Source organism: Pseudarthrobacter chlorophenolicus A6 (genome assembly GCF_000022025.1).
GTDB lineage: Bacteria > Actinomycetota > Actinomycetes > Actinomycetales > Micrococcaceae > Arthrobacter > Arthrobacter chlorophenolicus.
Genome location: NC_011886.1, coordinates 3207838 through 3231212, shown reverse-complemented (window position 1 = coordinate 3231212; position 23375 = coordinate 3207838). Strand labels below are relative to the sequence as shown.

Below are 23375 nucleotides of genomic sequence, written 5' to 3'. Positions count from 1 at the left end.
TCGACCACTACACGAACGCACACTGCTTTGCCGGAGGTACGGAGAAACAATGTCGGAATGGCTTGAGGTCGGCGCGGGCAACTATGTGCTGGTCACCGAGGGATCGCTGCTGAACACCGGACTGATCATCGGGACCGAGCGGGCCATGGTGATCGACACCGGCTGCGGCCCCCGCCAGGGCAAGGAGATCCTGGACGCGGTGCGGGAGAAGACCCACCTGCCGCTCGTCGTCGTCAACACCCACGCCCACTACGACCACTTCTTCGGCAACGCGGTGTTCGCCGAAGCGGGCGTCACGGAATTCTGGGCGCACGAGAACTGCGCCACCGAGATCGACCAGCGCGGTGACCTGCAGCGCCGCTTCGTGGGCACGCTGGAACCGGAAATGTCCACCGGTGAGGGCGAGAATGTGGAACTGGTGGTGCCCAACGCGATCGTCCGCGACCAGCCGGTCCTGGTGGACCTGGGCGGTGTGACCGCCACGCTGTTCTACCTGGGCCGTGGACACACCGACGGCGATCTCCTGGTGGGCACTTCCACCACCCTGTACGTGGGTGACCTCGTGGAGCAGGGCGCGCACCCGTCCTTCGAGGACTCGTTCCCCGAGGAGTGGGCGGACGCCCTCCGGCACATCTCCGCCTTGCGCCACCGCTACGAATTCCTCATCCCCGGACACGGAAAGCCTTGCAGCGATGGCTTCGTCAAGACCATGGCCAACACCCTGACCACCGCGGTCCGCCAGGCACGCCAGTCCATCCGCGACACCCCGGACGACGCCACTAAGGCCATCCCCGTGCTGCCCTACGGCCCGGAACAGTCCCGCTGGTTCATCAAGAGGCTGCAGGAAACCCACCGGGAAAGCTAGCGGGCGGCGTCTACCTTTGACGCATTTGCTGACCCCTATTTAGGCGGATTGGGTTCGCGCAGACTCCACTGGCCAGAGCCCCGGGCAGACTCGGGGCTTCATCGGGGCGGACATATAGCAGTTGCAGGGTCACACCCTTCACGACGCGGAATACCTGACTGTGCCCCCGGGCGTGGTATCTTGCGCAGGAACTAGTGGGGGATTGCCCACAATTTACGGCATGTCAATTGGGGGCAGCGTGGTCTTTTCGAGTGCACGGATCAAGAGGGGAACTGCCCGTGTGGCGGCCACTGTAGGCGTCCTTCTGGTCTTGTGTGGTGTGGCCGTGCCTGGTGCGCGGGCGGATACAGCGGCGGCCCCAGCCCCTACGCCTGTTGCACTGGTGGGAACCACGGCGAACGCCACCACTGAGGGTGCCTTTGTTTCGGTGGCGCCGGCTCGGTTCCTGGATACACGAGACAGTGCGCCAGCGGGTCCGGACGGGACGGTTTCCTTCCAAGTAGGCGGCGTAAACGGGATTCCGGCAGACGCTTCCGCAGTGGTTTTTAACCTCACAGTCACCGGCCCTCAGTCATACGGCTTCGTCTCCGCCTATGCCTCGGGAAGCAACCGGCCCGACGCGTCTAACCTGAACTTCGCCGCGGGCCAAACTGTTGCGAACTCCGTCAGCGTCCCGGTCGGTGCCGACGGCAAAGTAACCCTCTTCAACCGCTCCTCCGGCAGTACCCAATTGATCGCGGACGTCTCCGGCTACTACCTCGCCGGACGTCCGACGGTACCCGGAGCCTTCGTCCCCGTTGATCCCGCCAGGCTCCTGGACACCCGGACCGGCGCGCCCGTGGGCCCGGACGACACCGTATCCTTCCAAATCGGCGGAGTGGGCGGGATTCCGACGACGGTCTCGGCAGTCACCTTCAACCTCACCGTAGCGAACCCGACATCGTTCGGCTTCATCACGGCCTTTCCCTCCGGTTCTGCACGCCCGGACTCCTCCAACCTCAACTTCGCAACAGACCAGACGGTTCCGAACTCCGTTACGGTCCCTGTGGGTCTCGACGGCAAAGTCACCCTCTTCAACCGCTCCTCGGGCAACACACAATTGATCGCGGACGTCTCCGGCTACTACCTCGCTGGGGCGCCGACCGCGGCAGGCACATTTGTTCCCGTACCACCGGCCCGTTTTTTGGATACCCGCAACAGGGGCGCTGTGGGAGCCGACGGGGTGGCCTCATTTCAAGTCGGTGGGGTGAAGGGAATTCCAGCGAATGCTGCGGCCATTACTTTCAACCTCACGGTTACCAGCCCGGCGTCGTTCGGGTTCATTTCGGCCTACGCGTCGGGGTCAGGCCGGCCCAATTCCTCGAATGTAAACTTTGACGCCGGACAGACGATTCCGAACTCTGTCACAGTCCCGGTGGGCATCGATGGAAAGGTGACCCTTTTCAACCGGTCCGCAGCTACCTCCCATCTGATTGCGGATGTGTCCGGATACTACCTCCCCGGAATTACAACCAGCTCAGCGGTCGTCTGGGGTGCCAACGGCGCCGGGCAGCTTGGCAATGGCAACTTTCAAAGCAGTCTCGCACCGATCGGCGTAGCGGGGTTCACGGATGTGGTCATGACCGCCCAAGGTCGCGACAGCAGGTACGCCTTACGGGCTGACGGCACGGTTTGGGCCTGGGGCCAGAACAACATGGGCCAACTGGGCGACGGCACCACGCACTACCGCGACGCTCCGGTCCAAGTGGTTGGACTTAGAGGAGTGACCTCGATTGTTGCCGATACCGACACCGCATATGCCTTGTTGGCTGATGGCACGGTGCGGGCCTGGGGCAACAATTGCGACGGCATGTTGGGTAATGGCACCTCGGGCTGCAGCCCCACCACGCCCTTCAACAGTGCCACCGCCTACATCAGCACCCCGGTCAAGGTAGTCGGCCTGACGGGAGTTGCTTCCCTCAGCGCTACCTTTCTCGCCACTTATGCGGTGTTAGCCGACGGGACAGTATGGGCCTGGGGTCACAACTACAACGGTCAATTGGGCGATGGCACTACGACCGACAGGAATGCGCCGGTCCGGGTCAGGGGCCTCACTGGCGTAGAGTCAATCGCTGTTGCTTATCAGAACGCGTACGCGCTGCTCACCGATGGAACCGTCCGTGCTTGGGGGTCAAATGCTGACGGCCAGACTGGTTCCGCCAGCCCAATTTGGACCAACAGTATTCCGGCCCCCGTCCCGGTCTCAGGGCTCACCGGCGTCACATCCATTACGACCTCAGGTGGAGGTGCGTATGCCCTGCTCAGCGATGGCACAGTTCGTGCTTGGGGCGGAAACCGTTCCGGCGGATTGGGTGACGGCTCAATCAGAGAAAACAGCAACGTTCCGGTTAAAGTTGCTGGCCTGACTGGAGTTGCTTCGATCTCGGCCGGTTACGGCACGGCCTACGCTGTGTTGGCTGATGGGACAGTCCGTGCTTGGGGATTCAACCCCAACGGCCAGGTTGGCAACGGCACCACAACGGTTACCCGTTCACCTGCCCAGGTTATTGGTCTGGCACGAGTTGCCGCGATTACGTCGAATGGATTCAGCACATACGCGCAGCTCACCGATGGGACTGTACGGGCATGGGGTTACAACGGGGAAGGCCAGCTCTGCAATGGCACCACGACGAGCAGCAGCACTCCCGTGGTGGTCCAAGGGCTCACCAATGTAAGGCGCCTGGCTTAGCAGGGGGCTCGGGCAGAACACCCGCTGACGCGAGAAACCCCGCGGGGGATATCACTTTCCGCGGGGTTCTCTGATGCTCCCTTACCCAGCTTGCGCTGCCCCAAACGCCAAATATGGAGAACGGTTGAGTACCACTTGGCCGTCCACCCCAACCGCTCATGCGGAAATTGACGTAATGGCTACTGGTGCCGCAAACGCCGCAAAAGCGTCTACTTGTAAGTGCCGGCGGCGCCGGGCCCGTCCGTGAGACCGCCGGGCCCTCTACCCGGAAGGCGCCGCCGGCACTTAAGCTTCGAGATCACCGCTGCACAGGAAACACGCAGGATCCTCCCAGCTCCATCACCCTAGGATGGAGCCCATGAAAGCCGCCCGAGACGCCCAGTCCGTTGCCGTGGTGATCAACGCCGGCGCACGCCTGGGAGCGGTGACGGCGGACCAGGCGGTGGACATGCTGCGGAACGCCGGCCTGCCCATCACAGCCGTCCATAAAATCCAGTCCGGCACGGACCTGGCCCTGACCCTTGAGCGGGTGATGGCCGAAAACCACGACCTGGTGGTGGTGGGCGGCGGCGACGGCACCGTGTCTTTTGCTGCCGGACGGCTCGCCGGCACCGGCACCGTGCTCGGCGTCCTGCCGCTGGGAACAGCCAACGACCTCGCCCGCACCCTGGAGATCCCCAGCACTTTGCCTGCTGCCTGCGCCGCGCTCGCCGACGGCAAAGTGGTGGACATCGACCTGGGCCGCGTCAACGGCCAGCCCTTCCTCAACGTGGCCTCCGTAGGCCTTTCAGTAGGGGTCACCGAAACCCTCAGTCCGCGCCTGAAACGCCGCCTCGGCCCGCTCGCCTACGTTGTCGCAGCCGTCCGCGCCTACGCCCGGCACCAGCCCTTCCAGGCGCGCCTCGAATTCCCCGGGGGAGACCACCCGGCCATCGAGCTCGAGAACCTGCTGCAGGTGGCCGTGGGCAACGGCAAGCACTACGGAGGCGGGAATGCCGTCTCACCCACCGCCGGCATTGACGACCACACCCTCGACATCTACGCCATCCCCGGCGCCCGGCTGCGCGAACACGTGCGGATCGCCCGGCTGCTCAAGGACGGCAGCTTCGTGGAGCGCAGCGACGTGCACCACGCGACCACCCAGCGCGTCCTCCTGGTCACCGATCCGCCCATGCCGGTCAACCTCGACGGCGAAATCGCCACGGTCACGCCCGCCGACTTCACGGTGGAGCGCAACGCCGTCCACGTCGTGGTGCCGCAGAACAGCACGGCCGCGGTACTGGACGGGTAGCCCTCCCGGCGCAGAACTTTTCGAGGCGGCCGGCGTCAAACGGAAACGTACGACGGCGGCCGCGCGCCGCCGTCGTCCGCCTTCTCACGTGAAGGTGGGTCCGCCGCCCGCGGCCAGCAAGGCGTCCAGCTCCGCCGCCTGGTGCGCGGCGAAAGCCTTGTCCGCGTTGGCCTTGGTGCTGGCAAGTACCGGTATCTCGAGGCGGGCGTGGCAGCCGCGGCAGCGGATCTCGTGCGTCCACACCCAGCTGTACGCGGGGTGGATTTCCCGGACCTGCTGCAGGGCGGACGTGATTGCTTCCGTTGTGGCCACAAAGTGTGCCGCGTCCTCGCTGCTGAGGCTGCTACCAATTCCGATGTCGATGCTCATCGTCGCCTCTTTTCCGTAAAGCCGGATGGTGCTGTTGACAGTAGTGGCTGTTGCTCCGGTAAGGAACTGCCCGGAGGTCACGGTTGCCTAACGCCGCTTCGTAAGCCCGCTCCGGGGTGATTTTCCCTTGACGAAACAGCTGCTTGCATGGTTAGTTAGTCAAGTAAGTAACCAACTGGCTGGGAGGTCGCCTGATGGACGAAGGCAAACCACTCTTCGTGCAGATCGCCGAACAGGTCGAAGCATCGATCCTGGACGGCAGCATCGCGGAAGAATCGCAGGCGCCGTCAACAAACGAGCTCGCCGTCTTCCACCGCATCAATCCGGCCACTGCGGCGAAGGGCGTGAACATGCTCGTGGACAAAGGCGTGCTGTACAAGCGCCGGGGCATCGGAATGTTCGTTGCCCCGGGTGCCCGCGAACTCCTCCTCAAGGAGCGCCGCAGCGATTTCGCGGAGCGGTATGTGCAACCCCTGCTGGCAGAGGCCCGCAGGATCGGGCTGGGGCCCGAAGACGTCGCGGACCTGGTCCGCACCGGCGCCGGCGTTTCACCGGCAAATCCATAAACCTGCCAGATCGAAGGACACGATGAACTCCGTAATACAGGTCAGGAACCTCACCAAGCAATACAAGGGCGCCCTCGCCCTGGACGGTGTCAGCTTCGACATCCAGCAGGACGCCATCTACGGCCTGCTGGGACGCAACGGCGCCGGCAAGACCACCGCCATGTCCATCCTCACGGCCCAGAACCTGCCCACCAGCGGCGAGGTGCGCGTCTTCGGCGAGAACCCCTACGAGAACGCCCGGGTCCTCAGCCGCATGTGCTTCGTCCGGGAAAGCCAGAAATACCCGGACGACGCCACCCCGCGCCACGCGTTCGCTGCCGCACGGCTGTTCTTTCCCCGCTGGGACCAGGGGCTGGCCGAAGAACTCATCGACGACTTCCAGCTCCCGCTGAAACGCACCATCAAGAAGCTCTCCCGCGGGCAGCTTTCAGCCGTGGGGGTCATCATCGGCCTGGCCTCTCGGGCGGAGGTCACGTTCTTTGACGAGCCGTACCTGGGGCTCGACGCCGTTGCCCGGCAGATCTTCTACGACCGGCTGCTGGCCGACTACGCCGAGTTCCCGCGGACCATCCTGCTCTCCAGCCACCTCATCGACGAGGTCTCCAACCTCATCGAACGGGTGCTCCTGATCGACGCCGGCCGCATCATCATGGACGAATCCGCCGAGGACGCCCGGGCATTGGCCACCAATGTGGTGGGTGACGCCGCTGCAGTGGAGCGGGCCGTGAACGGCCGGGAGGTCATCCACCGCGAAGGCCTGGGCCGGGTGGCATCGGTAACCTTCCTGGGCCGCCTGGACGGAGCCGAACGCGCCGCGGTTGTTGCTGGCGGGCTCGAACTGGCGCCCGTCTCGCTGCAGCAACTCATTGTGCGCCTGACCCAGCAGCGCTCCGGCCGCACGGACGGCTCCGGCTCCAACAACTCAGACTCAATCAACTCACACGCGGACACCCAGGAAGGAAGCCTGCGATGACAACCCTCGATTCCGGCGCAGCCCTGCAACACCAGGTACCGCGCAACCGCATGCTCAACGTTGTCCGCCTGCAGTTCGTCAACACCCAGACGTTCATTTGGGTGCCGGCGCTGGTGCTGGGCGGCTCGTGGGTCCTGTCGATCATGATTTTCTGGATCATCGGCGGTGCCGGCGTCACCGAGGTCAAGGCCGGCGGCGGTTCGCAGGCGCCCCTGTGGTACTTCCTCGCCATCGGCATCCAGGCCATGACCATGACGTTCCCGTTCTCGCAGGCCATGAGCCTCACGCGGCGGGAGTTCTTCCTGGGCTCCCTCGCGGCCGCGGCGGTCAGCGGGCTGGGCATGTCCCTGGTGTTCGTGCTGCTGGGGCTGTTCGAGCAGGCCACCGGCGGCTACGGGATCAACGGCTACTTCGCCTACCTGGACTGGGTATGGGCGGCCGGTCCGTTCGCCGCCGCGCTGACCTACTTCACGGCCACCATGTTCTTCTTCACCATCGGCTTCTGGTTCGCCACCATTTTCAAGCGGTTCGGCGCCCTGGGACTGACCACCGTCCTGCTGGCGCTGGGCCTGGCGCTGGTGGGCTTCATCGCACTGGCGACGTTCCAGCAGGCCTGGCCGGCCGTGGGCCAGTGGTTCACCAACACCGGCTCGCTGGGCCTGACGCTGTGGGCCATCCCGGTCACCGGGCTGCTGGCCGTCGGTTCCTACCTCACCCTGCGCAGGATGCCCGCCTGAACCGGGAGCGGGCTGAACCACCGCAGGATAAGGACGTACGACGGCGGCCGCGTGCCGGCGTCGTACGTCTTTCCTGTGTGGGGCGTCGTCTTAAGCGCGGCGACGGCAGGTGCCGGCAAGTAAGATTTTGCGGGTGAGGGGAAACGGTCGGCGCCCGGGCGCGCCTGCGGGGGAGTGGATCAAGTACGCGGCACTTTTGGTGCTGGCGGTTGCGGCCTTCGGGGTCGCCGCGCTGGCCCTCATGGGCCCGCGGGACCCGGGTGGGACCACCCCGGTGGCGGCGGCGAGCACCCCTGCGGCAACGGCCACCGGTTCGCCGGCTGCCTCCCCGGCTCCCGCTTCCACCTCTCCTACCCCGACGACCACTTCAACGGCCAGGCCGGCAAAGATCGAGCTGCCGGCCAGTCCCGTCCTCCTCATCATGGGGGATTCCTACACGGCCGGCGACGGTGCGGACCAGCCGGATGAGAGCTGGGCGAACCTCGTGGCGGGGTCGCTGGGGTACCCCACCAACATCGACGGCCGCGGCGGAACAGGGTTCGCCTGGGGCGGCGGTGCCCGGGATGACCAGGGCGGCGAATACGAAGTCCGGCTGCGGCAAACCGCGGCCAACAACCCGGCCTTCGTCCCCAACCTCCTGATCCTCCAGGGCGGGCAGAACGATGCCCAGATCACTGATGCCGGTGAGATTACGGCGGCAACCCGCCAGACCATTGAAGCGGCGCGCCGGTTCTGGCCGGGGGTGCAGGTGGTGGTGTTCGGACCATCGGCGCCGCAGCCGCTGGGGGAGGACCTGCGGGATGTGAACAATGCGGTGCGTGCCGGTGCCGAGGCGGCGAATGCCCCGTTCATCGACGCCGTGGAGAGCCGCTGGTTCACGGCCGCCAACAGCCCGGGATTCGACGCCGACGGCGCGCACCCGAACACCGCCGGGCACGCCTATATCGCGGACAAGTTCCTGGAGTCGTGGGCTGCGCTGGTGGAATAGGGCGCTTTCTTAATCGATGGCCGCGCTGGCAATGATGCTGCGCCGGCTGACTAGGAAGTGTGGGGGCCGACAGCTATTTGCGGATCGACGCTGATCCGCCGCCTCCGCCGTCGGCCCCGGTCTTTGTGAATTTGTGGTGGAGCGTTTGGCGGCGCCTTTGCTCGGCGCCGCCAAACCATTGAGACCATCGGGTTCTACGCCGACTGCAGGTATGGGCTGACTGGGCCTCAGTTCCCAGGTGCACCCCCATGCATTCCCATCCTTTACTGAAAACTGTGCGGGAACCGGCTCAACATCTGCGCCAATTAGGGTCAAGAATTCCTCAAGACTGGCGCGGCCGGGAACTTTCCGGGGGAGTGTGCCGGCATCACTCCGGCAGTAGGGTGGGTAGCCCCCTGTCAGTACCAATTTCCCCCAATTTCGAATTCGGTTCTTCACGTTGCGGGAAATGGCGAGTTAATATCCTGCCACCAGTCATCGCGATCTAGACGATGCACAGCCGAACTTACTTACGGGTAAGAGATGTTTGCGGGACGTACGCGGCTTACGCCAACCCCCGCAGTCCGTCCGCGGAGTGGTCCTCATGGAACGTCCGCCGATGCTGCACATTCAACGACGAGTTTCCAGCACCCGCCCATGCGCGCATCCCCACGATTCCTTTTTGGCTGCGCGTGAAAATGAATTTGAAATGGAGTTTCTGATGAAGAAGCTGATGGTTTTGTGTGCCCTGCTTTTTGCCGTGGTTGCCGGGATGAGCCCTGCCACTGCTGCCCCGACTGATGCGTCCCAGGTCCTGACCTTCAAGGCGAACCAGCTGTGCAAGTATGCCGTCCAGCTGACGGTGTCGGGTAAATCAAATGTCCTGATACTCCCTGGGGACCGTTTTACGGTTGCTTCTCCTGGGCAGAGGGTCACCATAACGAACCTTAAGACAGGAGAGGAAGCGTCATTCCTCATTACCGGCACTACGCACGGAACAGTGCAGGCCGACGGAACAACCGAAATCACGGTGAATGGACTTAACATCGTGCTGAATGCGCGCGAGGCAGAATCGGCGCGTCCTGGTATTTTCCTGCTCGAGGGGAACTTCACCTTTGCCCTGAAGGCGGACGGATCTGAGGAACGGGTCTTTAGCGGCACCGGCGATGTAACCGATATCTGCGCACTGTTGGCCTAGAAAAGAGGTCAGCGCGAGTAGCGGGAAGACGTGCGACGGCGGCCGGGTTCGCCGTCGTGCGTCTTCCTATTGTTCTGAGCCCGGCGGTCCGTGGCGGCACGCAACCGCAATTTCGACGCGCACATTCGCTGGCGCACGGGCTATCTGGAGGTCGAGGTCGAATCTGCGGGTCGAAATCGAAGTCGGGGATCGAGCTTGGGGCGGAGGCGGATCCTGCGGATGGCTGAGAGTCGAATTCCCGGCACGGACTTCCGTAGTGCGTCGGCCCTGGTTCTGGGCACACACGGGATAAGTCAAGTCTTGAACCGCCACTGCAGATGACGGATCCTGTGCCGATGGGCGTCAGCGAAGAGGTGCGGGCACTGTCCGCCGTAGTGGACCGGCTTGCCGAACGGCACCCCGGCGTGTCCCGGCAAGTGATCGAGGACGTTGTCCAGGAGGAACACCGGTCACTGGACCGTGGGAGGGTTCGGGACTTCGTGCCCATCCTCGTGGAGCACGCGGCTCGGGACCGCCTGCACTCGTTCCGTTGACCATGTTTTCTCCCGGCCACTGTTCCCGGGCTCCGCTAAGGAACATACTGTGAGCAGGGGCGGACGCTGGAATCCTGCGGGAGGAGAAGGCTGTGTTGTGGGCCCTGCTGTGCAAGCTGAACATCCGCCACGAGTGGCATTTAAAACACGCTGAGGACGGCCGACGCTATAAAGAGTGCCAGCGGTGCCGCAGAATCGATGACTGGGGCGGAAGCTGGACACACGCCCCCGCCGGCTGGCAAGGCCCGTAGCTTTCGTAATGTCCTCCAAATAGTCAACTCGATGGCTATAATCAGGGCGGGGGTCAGCTGGTGATTCCCGGCTGTCCGCGCTAGACCCCCGTTCGTGGCTGGCGCCCGTCTCAAGGATGCCCGCCCATGTTCAACCCCCGGCCCTTCGTTGCCGCTGCCCTCACGCTGGTCACCGTGCTCGCCGGTGCTGCCCTGACGGCCCTTCCCGCCCAGGCCACCGAGCCACCCCAGCCGGCCAAGCCAACCGCGGCTGCCGAGCTGCCCCTGCGGGATCCGAGTCCACGGTCCGCTTCGGCTGCCGTGCCAACGGACCAGTTCATTGTGGGCCTCAAGAGCCGCGGCAATATCGCTTCCGAAGCAGCCATAACTTCGCAGGCAGCCCGGTCAGCCGCAGGCCGCGTGGGCACCGCCGCCCAGTACGTGCGTGCCACAGCGACCGGCGCGCAGGTGGTGAAGACCGACAAGTCACTTCACGGTGCCGACGCTGACACCTTCCTCGCGGCACTCCGCTCCAGCCCCGACGTCGCCTACGCCGAGCCGGACACTATAGTTCAGGCAACCGCGGCCGACCCCAACGATCCTGGCTACGGGTCCCAGTGGAGCCTTTGGTACGATCCGTCCGGCATCCGGGTATCCGGCGCTTGGGACCACAACCGCGGCGAAGGTGCCGTAGTTGCCGTGGTGGACAGTGGCATCACCTACCATTCGGACCTGGCCCCCAACGTCCTCGCCGGTTACGACATGATGTCCAACCCGGAGTGGGCGCGCGACGGCGACGGACGCGATGCCAACCCGCAAGACCAGGGCGATTGGGCCAGTGACAACCAGTGCGAGCCGGGCTTCCCGGCGTCACGCTCCTCTTGGCATGGCACGCACGTGGCCGGAATTATTGCTGCCGTCGGAAACAACAACAACGGCATCACTGGCGCCGCGCCCGCTGCCAAGATCCTGCCCATCCGCGCGATCGGCCCCTGCGGCGGCTACATCTCGGACGTGGCCGACTCGATCATCTGGGCTGCGGGTGGCACAGTGGCCGGCGTCCCTGCCAACCCCACCCGAGCCAACGTGGTGAACCTCAGCCTGGGTGGCACCGCCGCCTGCTCCACTACGGAGCAGAACGCCATCAACTTTGCCCACAACGCCGGCACAGCAGTGGTGGTTGCGGCCGGCAACTCCTCCCGCCCGGCAGCTGAAATGAGCCCGGCCAACTGCGAGAACGTCATCACCGTGGCCGCCGCCGGACCCGATGGAAGCCGCGCTCCATATTCCAACTATGGTGCCGCCGTCGACATCACCGCACCGGGTGGCGACATGACTGCTGATGCCTGGGACGGAATCGTGTCCACCTCGAACTTCGGATCCACTTTGCCCGAAGGCGAAGCCTACGAACTGCTGCAGGGGACGTCCATGGCAGCCCCTCACGTCTCCGCCGTCGCTGCCATGCTTATGGTTGAGGTGGGCGGCGGTTACACCCCCGACATGGTCAAAGCGCGACTCAACGCCACGGCCCGGCTCCTCCAGGGCAGCGGCTGCCCCGTAGGCTGCGGCGCCGGCTTGGTTGACGCCGCCAAGGCCTTGGCCCTGACGGCCTCAGACCTGCCAGCCAATACGGTCATCCCGGCAGCCGTGACGTTCTCCGACAAGGACGGCACGGATGCCGACACAGTGATAGTTCCGTCGTCACGGGGCGTGGAGTACGTGCGGGACGGCGCCGTGCTGGCGGCCGGGTCGCACCCCGGCTCCGGCACTGTGACTGTCTCAGCGCGCGCAATTCCCGGCTTCTACCTGTGGGCAAGTGCCACAGCCCAGTGGAGCTATAAGTTCGCTGCCACATACGCGCCGGTGGCTGGATCGCTGATCAGCGTCACGCCGTTCCGCGCCCTGGACACCCGGAGCAGTTCCATCGTGGCGAAGGACTCCACGGTCTCCTTCCAGGTGGCCGGGCGTAACGGAATTCCCGCCAAGGTGTCTGCCGTGGTCTTCAACCTCACTGTGGCCGAAGCCCGGTCCTTCGGGTTTGTCACTGCCTTCGCTTCCGGGACCGCGCGTCCGGACGCATCCAACCTGAACTTCGACAAGGGCCAGATCGTGGCCAACTCCGTCACTGTGCCCGTGGGCGCCGACGGAAAGGTGACACTCTTCAACAGGTCAGCAGGCGCCACGCACCTCATTGCCGACATCTCCGGCTACTACCGTGAGGGCGAGGTCAAGGCGGCGGGCGCCTTCAAGTCGATCGAACCCAAGCGGTTCCTGGATACCCGGAGCACGACGGCCGTCGGGCCCGACACTGCCCGGGCCTTCCAGGTGGCAGGAGCCAACGGATTGCCGGCCACCGTTTCCGCCGTTGTACTGAACCTGACGGTGGCGGAAGCGAAGTCCAACGGCTTCATCACCGCCTATCCCACGGGGGTCAACCGGCCGGATGCCTCCAACATCAACTTTGCCGCCGGGCAGATCATCCCCAACTCCGTGACCGTCCCAGTGGGCCCGGACGGGAAAGTGATGCTTTACAACCGCTCCAACGGGGCCACCCACCTGATCGCGGACGTCTCCGGCTACTACCTGTCAGGAACCCCGACGGCGGGCGGCACCTTCCAGCCGCTGGCCGCCCCGACGCGCTTCCTGGACACCCGAGCGGGTTACCCGCTACCGCCGGACCTGGCAACGTCATTTCAGGCTGCCCGCGAACACGGCATTCCCGAAGGTGCTACCGCGATGGTAATGAACCTCACCGTGGCCCAGGCGACGTCGAACGGTTTCGTCACCGCTTACCCGATGGCGGCAACCCGTCCGGACATCTCGAGCGTCAACTTCGACAGGGGCCAGATCGTTGCAAACTCGGTAACCACCCCGCTCGGCCAGCTCGGACGAGTCGCCCTGTTCAACCGCTCAGCGGGGTCCACGCACCTCATCGCGGACGTCTCCGGATACTTCCTTCCGGGCTGATCCTCACAGGCTGCGCCCAGCTCCCGTTTAGCCTAGTTACCGAAACGTTATATATGCTTGCTTAGTGGTTCTTAGGTCAAGCAGTGGAAATTTGTCGGTTGCGGAGGGCGCGTCCGCGCATAAAACAGCGCACAAACCAGGGCACGAAACGAGCATCATTTCAGGGCGGAAACACTCCCTCGACGGCCTACGTACGGTGGCCGTTGTGGGGGTGTTCTTCTTTCATACCCTCACCGCCCAGATGCCGGGCGGCTTCATCGGCGTGGACGTCTTCTTCACCCTCAGCGGCTTCGTCATTACGCTGCTGATCATGAAGGAGCGGCTCGCGACTGGCCGTGTCCGAATGGGCATCTTTTACGCCAAGCGACTGGCCAGGCTCTGGCCAGCGCTGCTGGCACTGTGTGCGGTGATCGCCGTCGTCGGCTTCGTCTTCCCCGCCTCGGGCTGGGGCGGCCAGGCAGGATTCATCCTGCCCGCAGTGGCCTACGTGATGAACTTCGCGCACGTGGGTGCCTTCGGCGACTCGATTGCCGGCGAGACGCTGGGCCCTACCTGGACGCTCGCCGTCGAGGAACAGTTCTACCTGGTGTGGCCGGTGCTCCTCCTGGTCATGCTGCGGTACTGCAGGCTGCGGAGTGCGGCATGGGCCACTGCCGGACTCGCCGCAGCCTTCATGCTGGAACGCTTCGCCCTGGTGATGTCCGGCGCGCCGCTGAACCGGCTCTACAACGGGCCGGACACCCGGGCCGACGAGCTGCTGATCGGCTGTGCCCTGGCGCTGCTGTTCACCGCTGTCCGCAGCGGCTCCCGGGTGCATACCTCCCTTGTCTCGGCTGCCCGCTGGGGCGCCCCGGCAGCGGGCACCGTGCTGGTGGCGGCGCTGTTCCTGCTGAAGGAACCTGACACTCCCGGCACCTGGTTCACCGTGTTCTGGACCGCAGGCCCCACCGCGCTCTCGCTGCTGGCAGCGGTGCTGATCGGCTCGCTGGTTCTGCAGCCTGCGGGCTTCCTGGGCCGGCTCCTCAGTCACCCCTGGCTCGCGTGGCCCGGCCGGGAACTCTCCTACGGCATGTACCTCTGGCATATCCCCGTGTACCTCCTGCTGCTGCCCCTCGTGCCGTCGCTGTCCCTCCGCGTCGCCCTCGCCGCCGTCCTCACCGTGGTGCTGGCGTTCGCGTCCTCGCGGCTGGTGGAGGCACCCATCCGCCGCTGGGCAAACCAAAGCCTGGAGCCCGCCGTCGTACACCCTGCGCCCCAGCCTGCCGCCGAGAAGGCGCGCGAACTGGTGGCCGCCCGGTAGCCGGCAGATGAACTATGGCCCATCGGCCCTGCCCAGGCGGCGCTGCGCGGAATAGGCTGGCCACGACGGCACACGCCGGCGGCGGGCTGCGCGTGCCCGCAGACCTTCGAGTAAGAGGAGATAGGCAATGACTCTTCCCCAGGAACTGACCCCCGGAACGTGGACCCTGGACATGTCCCACAGCGAGATCGGGTTCAGTGTCCGGCATGCAGGCATCAGCAAGGTCCGCGGCCGCTTCACCCAGGCTGAGGCCGAAGCCCGGGTGGGGAACTCCCTGCAGGACTCGAGCCTGCACGCCACGGTGTCCACCGCCAGCTTCGACTCGGGGGACGCCAACCGTGACGGCCACGTCCGCGGGCCGGATTTCTTCGACGTCGAAAAGTACCCGGAAATGACCTTCCGCGGCACGTCCATCGAGGGCGACGGCGAGGACTACACACTCACGGGCGACCTCACCATCAAGGGCGTCACCCAGCCGGTGGAACTGGAGGTCGAGTTCACCGGCGTGGCCGTGGACCCGTTCGGTGCCACCCGTGCAGGGTTCTCCGCCGAAACCGAGATCAGCCGGAAGTCGTTCGGCCTGACGTGGAACGCCGCACTGGAAGCCGGGGGAGTGCTGGTCAGTGACAAGGTCAAGATCAACCTGGAGGCCGCCCTGGTGAAGCAGGGCTGAGCCTGATTCTGGTTTAGCAGCGGGCAGGGTGCCGGGTTCATCCCCGGCGTCCGGCCTGCCCCGTGCCCGGCTATCCGTGCTAGCGGGTGCTGGCGAGGGAGGCTTCCACTGCGTGCGATTCGGGCAGCGTCAGCGTCGCCGTGGTCCCCTCGCCGTGGCTGCTGGCCAGCGTGACGCTGCCGCGGTGGTTCTCAATGATGGACCGGGTGATGGCAAGGCCCAGGCCCGCGCCCGGAATGGCTGACGAATGGGCCGTGGCTGTCCGGAAGAAACGCGTGAACGCATTCGCCAGGTCCTGGTCCGTCATGCCAACGCCGGTATCAGCCACCTCGCACACCAGGCGCCCGTCCTCCGTGCGCACGCGGACTGTGACCACGCCGCCCCTTGGCGTGTATTTGATGGCGTTTGAAACCAGGTTGTCGATGGCCTGGCCCAGGCGGTCCGGGTCGAAACGGCCCGGTGCAGGCCCCTCGGTTTCCAGGCTGAGCGTGACCCCGCCCGAGGCCGCCCGCGGCTGTGCGGCGTCCACGCTCTGCGCGGCAACCTCCGCCAGGTCAGCCTGCCGTGGCCGGACGGTGAGCGTGCCCGAGGCGATGGTCAGCAGGTCCGCCACGAGGTTCAGCAGGCGCTCGGCGTTGCGCTTGGCCACCTCCAGGCAGTGCTCCAGTTCCGGATCCAGCCCTTCCTCGTCCATGGCGATGGAGAGGTAGCCCAGGATGGAGGTCAGGGGCGTGCGCAGTTCGTGGGAGACGCTGGCCACGAACTGGTCCTTGGCCGAGAGGGCTTCCACCAGGGCGGTGACGTCCGTGAGGGCCAAGACAGCGCCCGCCTGCCGGCCCTCGGAGCCCGGGATGAGGCGGCAGGTGGCGGAGTAGGCGCGCTGGCTGTTGCCCGTGCCAATCCATACGAGCTCGTCGGTGAAGGACTGCCCCTGCGCTGCGCGTGCCCGGGGGTGCTGTTCGGGCGGCAGGGCATCTTTCCGGTCGATTCCGAAGATGGCCATGTCCGCCTCCATGGGGGCCGGGTCCCGCTGGACGGCCCCACCAGACAGGCTGCCGCGGTGGCGGTTGGTGAGGATGGTCCGTCCCTCCCGGTCAAGCGCCCAGACATCCACGCTTACCGTGTCCATGACCGTGCCCAGCAGCTGTTCGCGGTCTTCACTGGCCGCGAGGAGTTCCCGGACCTCCGCCTCCCGCTCTTCCAGCCGCTGCCGCTGCAGGCGCAGGGCGTTGGCCACACCAAACGTGGTGAGGGCGATGGCGGCAAGGATGACCGGCAGCAGCACCCCGCGGATGAACGACGCACTGGTGAAGCCCGAACCGAGGATCAGGGGTGGGAGGGCCACACTGAGGATGGCAGCGGCCACCGCCAGTGCCACACCGCTCCTGCGTCCACCATGGGACAGCCATACCACCGGGAAGACCAGCAGGAAGCTCAGCACGGACAGATACTGATCGCCGGCTTCGCGTGAGAGCCCGATGGCCAGGCAGTCCAGCACGGGGATTACCAGGACCGCCCGCTCCGGGAGCCTGTCCCAGGGGATGGCGGCGCATGCGGCCAGCAGGACGGCATGGAAGGCCAGGGACGAAACGAACGCTGCGGACCACTTCAGGTCAGGATGCAGGACCGATGCCAGGAGCATTACCAACAGCATGGTGCCGGTCAGCGGCAGCTGGAACAGGACGGTGCGGCCCCTCCTTCCGAGCGTGCGGAAGTAGCGGGCTCCCCAGTCGAATAGCATCGTGCCCCCAGCCATGCCCCGGTTACGTCAACGTTTCTGAAGCATACTGCCTGATTCGCGTCCCGGGCCGGATGTTTCAGCTGCGGGCACCCGGGTTGGCGGCGGCAGGCAGGTGCTCAATCGAGTAGTGGAATTAACCAAGACAAGTACGCGGTTCTCGTGTGCGGGGGGATTGCAGCGCCGTACATTCGGTGCATGGCTGAAGTAATTGTTAGGAAGCGTGGCCGCCGCCGGATGCCCGGAGCCGCCAAGGGAAGCGCCCAAGGGTTCGTGTTCCTCGGCATCGCCCTGTTGGTGGCTGTGGGGATCGCCATGTTCGCGGTTGCGGGATAGGCGGTCCGCCATGCGTGTGAGGCTGCCGTCATCGGACGGCCAGGACCTGGATTGCCCGCATCAGTTCGTTGGGCGTTGTGAGGCATGCAGTGCGTCAGCGGGCAGCCAGGCCTTCTGGTCTGCACCAATCTTGACCCAACCCGCGGGCGATCTCTCGGGGAACCTTGACTGTTGACGCGTACGTTGGGCTCATCAGGCAGTTCTGAAAGGGAGTGGACGCGATGAGCATTACCGAATACGTTGCAGCACTTGGCGGCATGCTGGCCTCACTCGGCGCCGTGGGGCTTTTGGCCGCCGGTGTCATTCGGGCCAAGGCCCGCCACTAATCTGAGGTTCTGCCTTCCTACGCCAGCGCGGGCGGCTCAAAGCGGGTGGCCGGCGATCCGCTGGGCAGTGCTTTAAGGACGTTCTCCGCCACGCTGCGCACCTTGAGGTTCCGCTGCCGGGAGACTCCGGCGAGCTTGCCGAAGGCTTCAGTATAGGAGCAGCGGTTCTGCGCCATGATCACGCCGCACGCAACATCAATGGAGGTCCGGCTCTCCAGCACGGCCTTGAGGTTGTCGCCGGCGGACCGGACGCTGCGCACCTCGATGGCCAGCTTCATGCTTTGCGATGCCACAGCGGCAAACCAGGTGGCCTCGCCCACCAGCTCCGGCGTAAATTCGAACCCGGCGGGACCAAGGAACACCAGCGCGCAGGATGACCGGGGATCCAGGGCGAGCGGCACGGCCAGGGCCGTTCCGTAGCCTGCGCCCACCAGCCGGCGGCGGTACGGTTCCCACCGCTGCGATGAGTTTTCCCCGGTGACCTGGACCGGTGCAGCGGAGGCGGCGGCCTGGGCCATGGGTCCGTCGCTGTACCTGTCTTCGGACGAGGCAACGTTGTAGGCAAGAGTGGCGCTGCCGGCCGTGGCGGGCAGGTTCCCTGCCCGCGTAAGGGTTGCGGCGGCGTCCACCGGCACCCCGGCCGACGCTGCGAGTGCCACAGCCGCGCTGTCCGCGAGTTGCTGGACGGAATCCAGGTCAGTGTCCGCGCCGGTGATCAGGTCCAGCAGGAACCCCGGCCGGTCCATGCGCCTGCTGCCAACTGCCGGTTGTACTGTCACCTGGTTTCCCCCGTTACGCTCTGTGCCGCGCGGCGATGGTGCGGCTTTCCTCGAATGTAGGCGGTTGCCCGATGGAGGGACACGAGTAGTGGGTACTCTACTTTCGCCGCGCGGCCGTCCCGCACCACCTGTTTTATGCACAGGGTGCAGCCGGCCCGCGGGCCGCCAGGTCCGGCGGCAGAGTCCTGCCAACCGGACTCAGAATTAGTCAGCAGACTGACGAAACAGGTAGTGCCCACTCTGTTAGGCGGTTGCCGGTTCTTCCTAGGTTGGCCCCATCACGTAAGACGCTCAAATGAAACGGGGATCACTTTATGCGCAGGCGCCCAACCCAAGCAGCGCTCCTGATGACGGTGTTCCTGGCCCTTGCGGGGTGCGGAACGAGCACCGGAACCGAAACCGCAACGTCGTCGCCACCGGCGCCCAGCCCCACTCCAAGCCCGGCGAAGACCTACACCGACGCTGACCTCAGTTCCATTGTGGGAACCCTGAAGGACTCGCAGGGGCGCGCGCTGACAGTTGTTCCTGCGGCCCAGATCGACCAGGGCATCATCAAAGCCAAGGAAATCCTGAAGGGAGCGGTCTTCACGCCGCCGGAGTGCAACGTCTTTACGGACAGTAACTCCCAGATCCCGGAGGACAGCACCTATGCGGCAGGAACCACCATTTCGGCGGCGGACAAGACGGCGATTGTGGTGACGGCCATCGCCCTCAAGGATGCCAAGGAGCTGACCGGCCACCTGGAAGCCTCCCGAAAAGCGGTGGCGGCATGCGGAAAGTTCACCGCTGAACTGGCGGGGCAGAAAGTCACCACGGAAGTTCAGGAAATAGACGCTGCGACCGGCGGGGATCAGTCGTTCGCAGCGCTGGCCAAGGAGAGCCTGTCCACGGGCGAGACCCAGACGTCACTGACCATGACCGGCATCAAGGGAAACCTGGCTGCCACGGCGGTGAAGGCCGGACCTGATGTCACCCCGGGCGATGCGTCCGAGCTGGTCCAGCTGATTGACACCATCCTCGCCCACGGCTGATCCGGTCAGCGGGGCAGTTCGTCCAGCCAGTCCAGGAATGTTTGGCGCCCGACGGCGGAACCCGCCGCCGGGATCAGCGCACCGCTGCGCATCGCCTTGCCCATGGGGCCGGGGAAGGGCGCCTCCACGACCTTTTTGCGCTGGCCGGTCCTCTGCAGGTAGGTCCGCACCAGGCCGGCGAGCTGCTCGGAGCGGGGGCCGCCCAAATCGGGGATCCGTCCCCGCGGCCCGGCCTCCGCCGCGTCCACTAAGGCCTCTGCCACCTCGCGGGCGGCCACCGGCGCGGTGAACATCTTCGGCACCACCACCACAGGGCCTGCCGAGGCAACCTTCACCACCAGCGGCACAAACTCGTGGAACTGGGTGGAGCGCAGGATGGTCCACGGTAAGTCCCCGTGCCGGACGGATTCCTCCTGCGCCAGCTTCCCGGCATAGAGGCCGGAGCGTGCGTTGTCGATGCCGGCGATCGACAACACCACATGGTGTTTCACTCCGGCCCTCTTTTCCGCGGCAAGCAGGTTCTGCGACGCGTTAGTGAAGAAGTCCACGGCCTTCTTGGTGGCCGTGCTGTTGATGCCGGCAACGTCGATCACCGTCTCAACCCCGGCCAGCGCCGGGTCTAGGCCACGGCCGGTTGCCAGGTCCACCCCGCCGGCGCGGCTCAGGCCCACCACCTCGTGCCCGCGCTGCCTGGCAACGTCCACCACGTGTCGGCCCACGGTCCCGGTCCCACCTGCGACGGCAATCCTCATGGCAGCATCCTATGTCTGAATCTGCTGTGAAGATCGGAAAGATATTGCAGATTGATGGTTCTGGTTGACCCCAAGAATGGAAGGGCATCGACAATCGGCAATATCTTGCGAAGTCTCCTTTATTGAACCAGAATATGGAATGCAGGGTTTGTAATCTGCAATATATTTCCGAAGGAGTCGCGTGGAGGATGTGGCAGCCATAGGCGCCGGCATCCGGCGAGCCCGAAAAGACGCGGGGATCACCCAACGCACGCTGGCTGACCTGACCGGAACGTCACCCCGCACCATCCACGCCATCGAAACGGGAACCGGCAATCCGTCCCTGGCCACCGTCGTGGCGGCCGCCAATGCGGTAGGGCTGCACCTCAGGACGGCCGATGACTGAGGACCTGGCGCGCCTCAAATTCGTTACCCAAGCGGACGTCTACAAAGCCGGGGTTCTGGCGGGACACCTGAACCGCGGCGGCAACGGCGGGATCGCCTTCACCTACACCCCCGCGTACCTGGCCGCGGGCAGGGCTCCCGTAGCCCGCTCACTGCCGCTGACGGATGCACCGGTTGAAGCGCCGGGCGGTGCGGTTCCCGCGTTCTTCGCCGGCCTGCTGCCCGAGGGCCACCGCCTGACCGTACTCAAGGACGCCATCAAGACGAGCCTGGGGGACGAACTCAGCCTGCTCCTTGCGGTTGGTTCCGATACCCCCGGCGACGTCCAGGTTGTCGCCGCCGGCCAGGACCCCGTGGAACCTCCGGCATTGGCAGAAATGTCGCATGCGGAGGCACTCGACTTTGCCGCGCTCGCGGACGCCATCGATCCGCACGGTCTTCCCGGGGTCCAAGCCAAAGCCAGCGCATCGATGCTGACCACACCGCTTTCCCTCGCGGGCCGCCGCTACCTGCTCAAGCTGGACCCGCCCCGCCACCGTCACCTCGTGGCTAACGAGGCCGCACACCTTGCCGCAGCCAAAGCCCTGCGAATCCCCGTGGCAAAGGGCAGCGTTGTCACGGACCGGAAGGGGTTGCAGGGCTTGCTCGTGGAGCGCTTCGACCGCACAGGGAAGGACGGCCTGGGCCGCCTGGCACTCGAGGACGCTGCCCAGGTCCTCAACCTGCCGCCGTCGTCCAAATACGCCGTCAGCGCTGAGGAAGCCGTCCTGGCGCTGGCGGGCGTGTGCAAGGCCAGGGCCGTTGCCATATGGAACCTCTACATGCAATGTGTCTTCGCCTGGCTGACCGGCAACGGCGACCTGCACGCGAAGAATATGTCAGTCCTCCAGGGGGAAAACGGGGCCTGGGCTGTGTCGCCCCTGTACGACATTCCCTGCACACTGGTGTACGGCGACGACACCCTGGCACTGACCATTGGCGGCCGGGTCAAGAACCTCAAAGCCCGGCACTGGGAACAGTTCGCAGCTGATCTCGGGCTCCCTGCACGCGCTGCGACGTCCGCGAACCAGACGGCCCTCCGGGCGGCGGACGGAGTCAACCTGGAAGCGTTGCCCTTCTCAGGATCACCACTGAACGGGGCACTGCGTGAGCTGAGGTTCCGGCGCGGCGAACTGGCGGGCTGATCCGGACAGGGGTACATGCCCAGGCAGGGGAGGGGCAGCCATGTCCTCGGCAGCGGGTTCTCAGTAGACTGGGACCCATGTCTGGGCAGGAAGCTGCAGTCGACACGTCCCTTCGAACCCCTGCGGAGCGGTCGCGCACCTTCGCGGGCATCCTCATCAACACGGCACTGGCCAACGTCACCACCAGTTACCTCTGGTTTGCCCTGACGTTCTGGGTCTATCTGGAAACCCGCAACGTGATCGCCACGGGCGTGGTGGGCGGCGCCTACATGCTGCTGATCGCGCTCTCCAGCATCAGTTTCGGCACCTTTGTGGACCGCTACCGCAAGCTGGCCATCATGCGTTTCGCCGCCGCCTTCACCCTGGTGATGTTCGTGCTGTCCGGCGTGATGTTCCTGCTGACGCCCGGTGCCGGCCTGCTGGACCTGGGGCAACCGTGATTTTGGATCTTCACCCTGATCATCCTGGTGGGTGCGGTGGTGGAGAACATGCGCAACGTGGCCCTCTCCACCACCGTCACCATCCTCATTGACCCTGACCGGCGCGCCAACGCCAACGGCATGGTGGGGATGGTCCAGGGGCTTGCCTTCATTGTGACGTCCGTGCTGTCCGGGCTGTCCGTCGGACTGCTGGGCATGGGCTGGACCATCGCCATAGCCGTGGTCCTCACCGCCCTGGCGTTCCTGCACCTGCTGACGCTGCGCATGCCGGAAGAAACCCAGGTGGCAGCCAGCGACGCCCAGGGCGGCTTCGACCTGCGCGGGTCCATCGCCGCCGTGCTGGCTGTGGCCGGGTTGTTCGCGCTGATCATCTTCTCCACATTCAACAACTTCATCGGCGGCGTCTACATGGCCCTGATGGACCCGTACGGGCTGGAGATGTTCCCCGTGGAGCTGTGGGGCGTGTTCTTCGCCGTGGGCTCCACCGGGTTCATTGTGGGCGGTGCCTTGATCGGCAAGTTCGGCCTGGGCGCCAACCCGCTGCGGACCCTGCTGATCGCCGTCGCTATCATGGGTGCGCTCGGCGCCCTGTTCACCATCCGGGAATGGGCCTGGCTGTACGTGGTGGGCATCTGGCTGTACCTGGCGCTGGTGCCGTGCGTCGAGGCAGCCGAGCAGACCGTGATCCAGCGGGTTGTTCCGCTCAACAAGCAGGGACGGGTGTTCGGGTTCGCCATGGCCTTCGAATCCGCGGCGGCGCCCGTCACGGCCTTCCTGATCGCACCGCTCGCCCAGTTCTGGATCATTCCCTATGCCCGGTCCGGTGAAGGGGCGGCGCAGCTCGCGCCGCTGCTGGGCGAAGGGACGTCCCGGGGCATCGCCCTGGTGTTCCTCGTGGCCGGGATCATCATGATCGTCGCGGCACTGCTGGCCTTCCTCACTCCGGTTTACCGCCGCGTGTCCGCGTCCTACGCCCAGGCCCCGGCCGAAGAGACGGCCGGGGCCTGA

General features: G+C 65.4%; 20 protein-coding genes and 1 pseudogene. 17 read left to right on the top strand and 4 right to left on the bottom strand.

What is annotated here, in order from left to right; genetic code table 11:
• The first annotated feature begins 49 nt into the window (after positions 1-49).
• The 3 genes from ACHL_RS14605 to ACHL_RS14595 all read left to right on the top strand — a co-directional run bounded on the left by ACHL_RS14605 (position 50) and on the right by ACHL_RS14595 (position 4884).
• On the top strand, positions 50-865 hold the full coding sequence (locus ACHL_RS14605; RefSeq protein ID WP_015938053.1) for an MBL fold metallo-hydrolase: 816 nt from the start codon (positions 50-52) through the stop codon (positions 863-865).
• 538 nt (positions 866-1403) lie between these two features.
• Positions 1404-3593 carry an RCC1-like domain-containing protein gene (locus ACHL_RS23410; protein ID WP_050767099.1) on the top strand — a complete coding sequence of 730 codons (2190 nt, stop codon included), beginning with the start codon at positions 1404-1406 and terminating at the stop codon, positions 3591-3593.
• Positions 3594-3951: 358 nt separating this feature from the next.
• Entirely contained in the window at positions 3952-4884 is a 933-nt protein-coding gene (locus ACHL_RS14595) for a lipid kinase (RefSeq protein WP_015938051.1), read from the top strand.
• A gap of 84 nt (positions 4885-4968) precedes the next feature.
• Here ACHL_RS14595 and ACHL_RS14590 read toward each other — a convergent pair whose 3' ends face one another.
• Positions 4969-5253 (bottom strand): hypothetical protein, encoded by a 285-nt coding sequence (locus ACHL_RS14590; RefSeq protein WP_139187419.1) that lies wholly within the window; start codon positions 5251-5253, stop codon positions 4969-4971.
• A 191-nt stretch (positions 5254-5444) separates the two neighbouring features.
• Between ACHL_RS14590 and ACHL_RS14585 the strand changes: the two genes are divergently transcribed.
• From ACHL_RS14585 to ACHL_RS14545, 9 genes are all read left to right on the top strand, one after another.
• On the top strand, positions 5445-5819 hold the full coding sequence (locus tag ACHL_RS14585) for a GntR family transcriptional regulator (RefSeq protein ID WP_043794097.1): 375 nt from the start codon (positions 5445-5447) through the stop codon (positions 5817-5819).
• A 22-nt stretch (positions 5820-5841) separates the two neighbouring features.
• Positions 5842-6792 carry an ABC transporter ATP-binding protein gene (locus ACHL_RS14580; RefSeq protein ID WP_015938048.1) on the top strand — a complete coding sequence of 317 codons (951 nt, stop codon included), beginning with the start codon at positions 5842-5844 and terminating at the stop codon, positions 6790-6792.
• Positions 6789-7529 carry a hypothetical protein gene (locus tag ACHL_RS14575; protein WP_015938047.1) on the top strand — a complete coding sequence of 247 codons (741 nt, stop codon included), beginning with the start codon at positions 6789-6791 and terminating at the stop codon, positions 7527-7529. The genes ACHL_RS14580 and ACHL_RS14575 overlap by 4 nt, the downstream gene beginning before the upstream one ends.
• 133 nt (positions 7530-7662) lie before the next feature.
• Complete coding sequence (locus ACHL_RS14570) at positions 7663-8517, top strand: SGNH/GDSL hydrolase family protein (protein WP_050767098.1); 855 nt, start codon at positions 7663-7665, stop codon at positions 8515-8517.
• A gap of 583 nt (positions 8518-9100) precedes the next feature.
• Positions 9101-9694 (top strand): hypothetical protein, encoded by a 594-nt coding sequence (locus tag ACHL_RS14565; protein WP_244266473.1) that lies wholly within the window; start codon positions 9101-9103, stop codon positions 9692-9694.
• Between the two features lie 317 nt (positions 9695-10011).
• The gene (locus tag ACHL_RS14560) at positions 10012-10227 is read left to right on the top strand and encodes a three-helix bundle dimerization domain-containing protein (protein WP_244266472.1); all 216 of its coding nucleotides are present in this window, start codon (positions 10012-10014) and stop codon (positions 10225-10227) included.
• A gap of 377 nt (positions 10228-10604) precedes the next feature.
• Positions 10605-13424, top strand: coding sequence for a S8 family peptidase (locus ACHL_RS23405; protein WP_015938042.1), 2820 nt, complete (start codon positions 10605-10607; stop codon positions 13422-13424).
• Positions 13425-13488: 64 nt separating this feature from the next.
• Entirely contained in the window at positions 13489-14724 is a 1236-nt protein-coding gene (locus ACHL_RS14550) for an acyltransferase family protein (protein ID WP_407681023.1), read from the top strand.
• Positions 14725-14851: 127 nt separating this feature from the next.
• The gene (locus ACHL_RS14545; RefSeq protein ID WP_015938040.1) at positions 14852-15397 is read left to right on the top strand and encodes a YceI family protein; all 546 of its coding nucleotides are present in this window, start codon (positions 14852-14854) and stop codon (positions 15395-15397) included.
• Between the two features lie 79 nt (positions 15398-15476).
• Here the strand turns inward: ACHL_RS14545 and ACHL_RS14540 are convergent, their stop codons facing one another.
• The gene (locus ACHL_RS14540) at positions 15477-17138 is read right to left on the bottom strand and encodes a sensor histidine kinase (protein ID WP_015938039.1); all 1662 of its coding nucleotides are present in this window, start codon (positions 17136-17138) and stop codon (positions 15477-15479) included.
• Positions 17139-17333: 195 nt separating this feature from the next.
• Here ACHL_RS14540 and ACHL_RS24195 point away from each other — a divergent pair, with 195 nt between their 5' ends.
• Positions 17334-17471 (top strand): hypothetical protein, encoded by a 138-nt coding sequence (locus tag ACHL_RS24195; RefSeq protein WP_157672498.1) that lies wholly within the window; start codon positions 17334-17336, stop codon positions 17469-17471.
• A 343-nt stretch (positions 17472-17814) separates the two neighbouring features.
• On the opposite strand, the gene ACHL_RS14535 is transcribed toward ACHL_RS24195, so the two are convergent.
• Complete coding sequence (locus ACHL_RS14535) at positions 17815-18576, bottom strand: ANTAR domain-containing protein (protein WP_244266470.1); 762 nt, start codon at positions 18574-18576, stop codon at positions 17815-17817.
• Between the two features lie 314 nt (positions 18577-18890).
• Here ACHL_RS14535 and ACHL_RS14530 point away from each other — a divergent pair, with 314 nt between their 5' ends.
• Entirely contained in the window at positions 18891-19607 is a 717-nt protein-coding gene (locus ACHL_RS14530) for a hypothetical protein (protein WP_139187421.1), read from the top strand.
• Between the two features lie 5 nt (positions 19608-19612).
• On the opposite strand, the gene ACHL_RS14525 is transcribed toward ACHL_RS14530, so the two are convergent.
• Positions 19613-20359 (bottom strand): SDR family oxidoreductase, encoded by a 747-nt coding sequence (locus ACHL_RS14525; protein WP_015938035.1) that lies wholly within the window; start codon positions 20357-20359, stop codon positions 19613-19615.
• 181 nt (positions 20360-20540) lie between these two features.
• Between ACHL_RS14525 and ACHL_RS14520 the strand changes: the two genes are divergently transcribed.
• The 3 genes and pseudogenes from ACHL_RS14520 to ACHL_RS14510 all read left to right on the top strand — a co-directional run bounded on the left by ACHL_RS14520 (position 20541) and on the right by ACHL_RS14510 (position 23375).
• The gene (locus ACHL_RS14520) at positions 20541-20744 is read left to right on the top strand and encodes a helix-turn-helix transcriptional regulator (protein WP_015938034.1); all 204 of its coding nucleotides are present in this window, start codon (positions 20541-20543) and stop codon (positions 20742-20744) included.
• Positions 20737-21927 (top strand): type II toxin-antitoxin system HipA family toxin, encoded by a 1191-nt coding sequence (locus tag ACHL_RS14515; protein WP_015938033.1) that lies wholly within the window; start codon positions 20737-20739, stop codon positions 21925-21927. The genes ACHL_RS14520 and ACHL_RS14515 overlap by 8 nt, the downstream gene beginning before the upstream one ends.
• Before the next feature lie 77 nt (positions 21928-22004).
• A pseudogene (locus ACHL_RS14510) lies at positions 22005-23375 on the top strand (MFS transporter).

What these genes read in the sequence shown, in the direction of transcription:
- ACHL_RS14525 (WP_015938035.1), bottom strand. Translation starts at nt 20,359, where the DNA reads ATGAGGATTGCCGTCGCAGGTGGGACCGGGACCGTGGGCCGACACGTG.
- ACHL_RS14575 (WP_015938047.1), top strand. Translation starts at nt 6,789, where the DNA reads ATGACAACCCTCGATTCCGGCGCAGCCCTGCAACACCAGGTACCGCGC.
- ACHL_RS14580 (WP_015938048.1), top strand. Translation starts at nt 5,842, where the DNA reads ATGAACTCCGTAATACAGGTCAGGAACCTCACCAAGCAATACAAGGGC.
- ACHL_RS23405 (WP_015938042.1), top strand. Translation starts at nt 10,605, where the DNA reads ATGTTCAACCCCCGGCCCTTCGTTGCCGCTGCCCTCACGCTGGTCACC.
- ACHL_RS14545 (WP_015938040.1), top strand. Translation starts at nt 14,852, where the DNA reads ATGACTCTTCCCCAGGAACTGACCCCCGGAACGTGGACCCTGGACATG.
- ACHL_RS14565 (WP_244266473.1), top strand. Translation starts at nt 9,101, where the DNA reads ATGGAACGTCCGCCGATGCTGCACATTCAACGACGAGTTTCCAGCACC.
- ACHL_RS14590 (WP_139187419.1), bottom strand. Translation starts at nt 5,253, where the DNA reads ATGAGCATCGACATCGGAATTGGTAGCAGCCTCAGCAGCGAGGACGCG.
- ACHL_RS24195 (WP_157672498.1), top strand. Translation starts at nt 17,334, where the DNA reads ATGGCTGAAGTAATTGTTAGGAAGCGTGGCCGCCGCCGGATGCCCGGA.
- ACHL_RS14530 (WP_139187421.1), top strand. Translation starts at nt 18,891, where the DNA reads ATGCGCAGGCGCCCAACCCAAGCAGCGCTCCTGATGACGGTGTTCCTG.
- ACHL_RS14515 (WP_015938033.1), top strand. Translation starts at nt 20,737, where the DNA reads ATGACTGAGGACCTGGCGCGCCTCAAATTCGTTACCCAAGCGGACGTC.
- ACHL_RS14595 (WP_015938051.1), top strand. Translation starts at nt 3,952, where the DNA reads ATGAAAGCCGCCCGAGACGCCCAGTCCGTTGCCGTGGTGATCAACGCC.
- ACHL_RS14560 (WP_244266472.1), top strand. Translation starts at nt 10,012, where the DNA reads ATGACGGATCCTGTGCCGATGGGCGTCAGCGAAGAGGTGCGGGCACTG.
- ACHL_RS14540 (WP_015938039.1), bottom strand. Translation starts at nt 17,138, where the DNA reads ATGCTATTCGACTGGGGAGCCCGCTACTTCCGCACGCTCGGAAGGAGG.
- ACHL_RS14605 (WP_015938053.1), top strand. Translation starts at nt 50, where the DNA reads ATGTCGGAATGGCTTGAGGTCGGCGCGGGCAACTATGTGCTGGTCACC.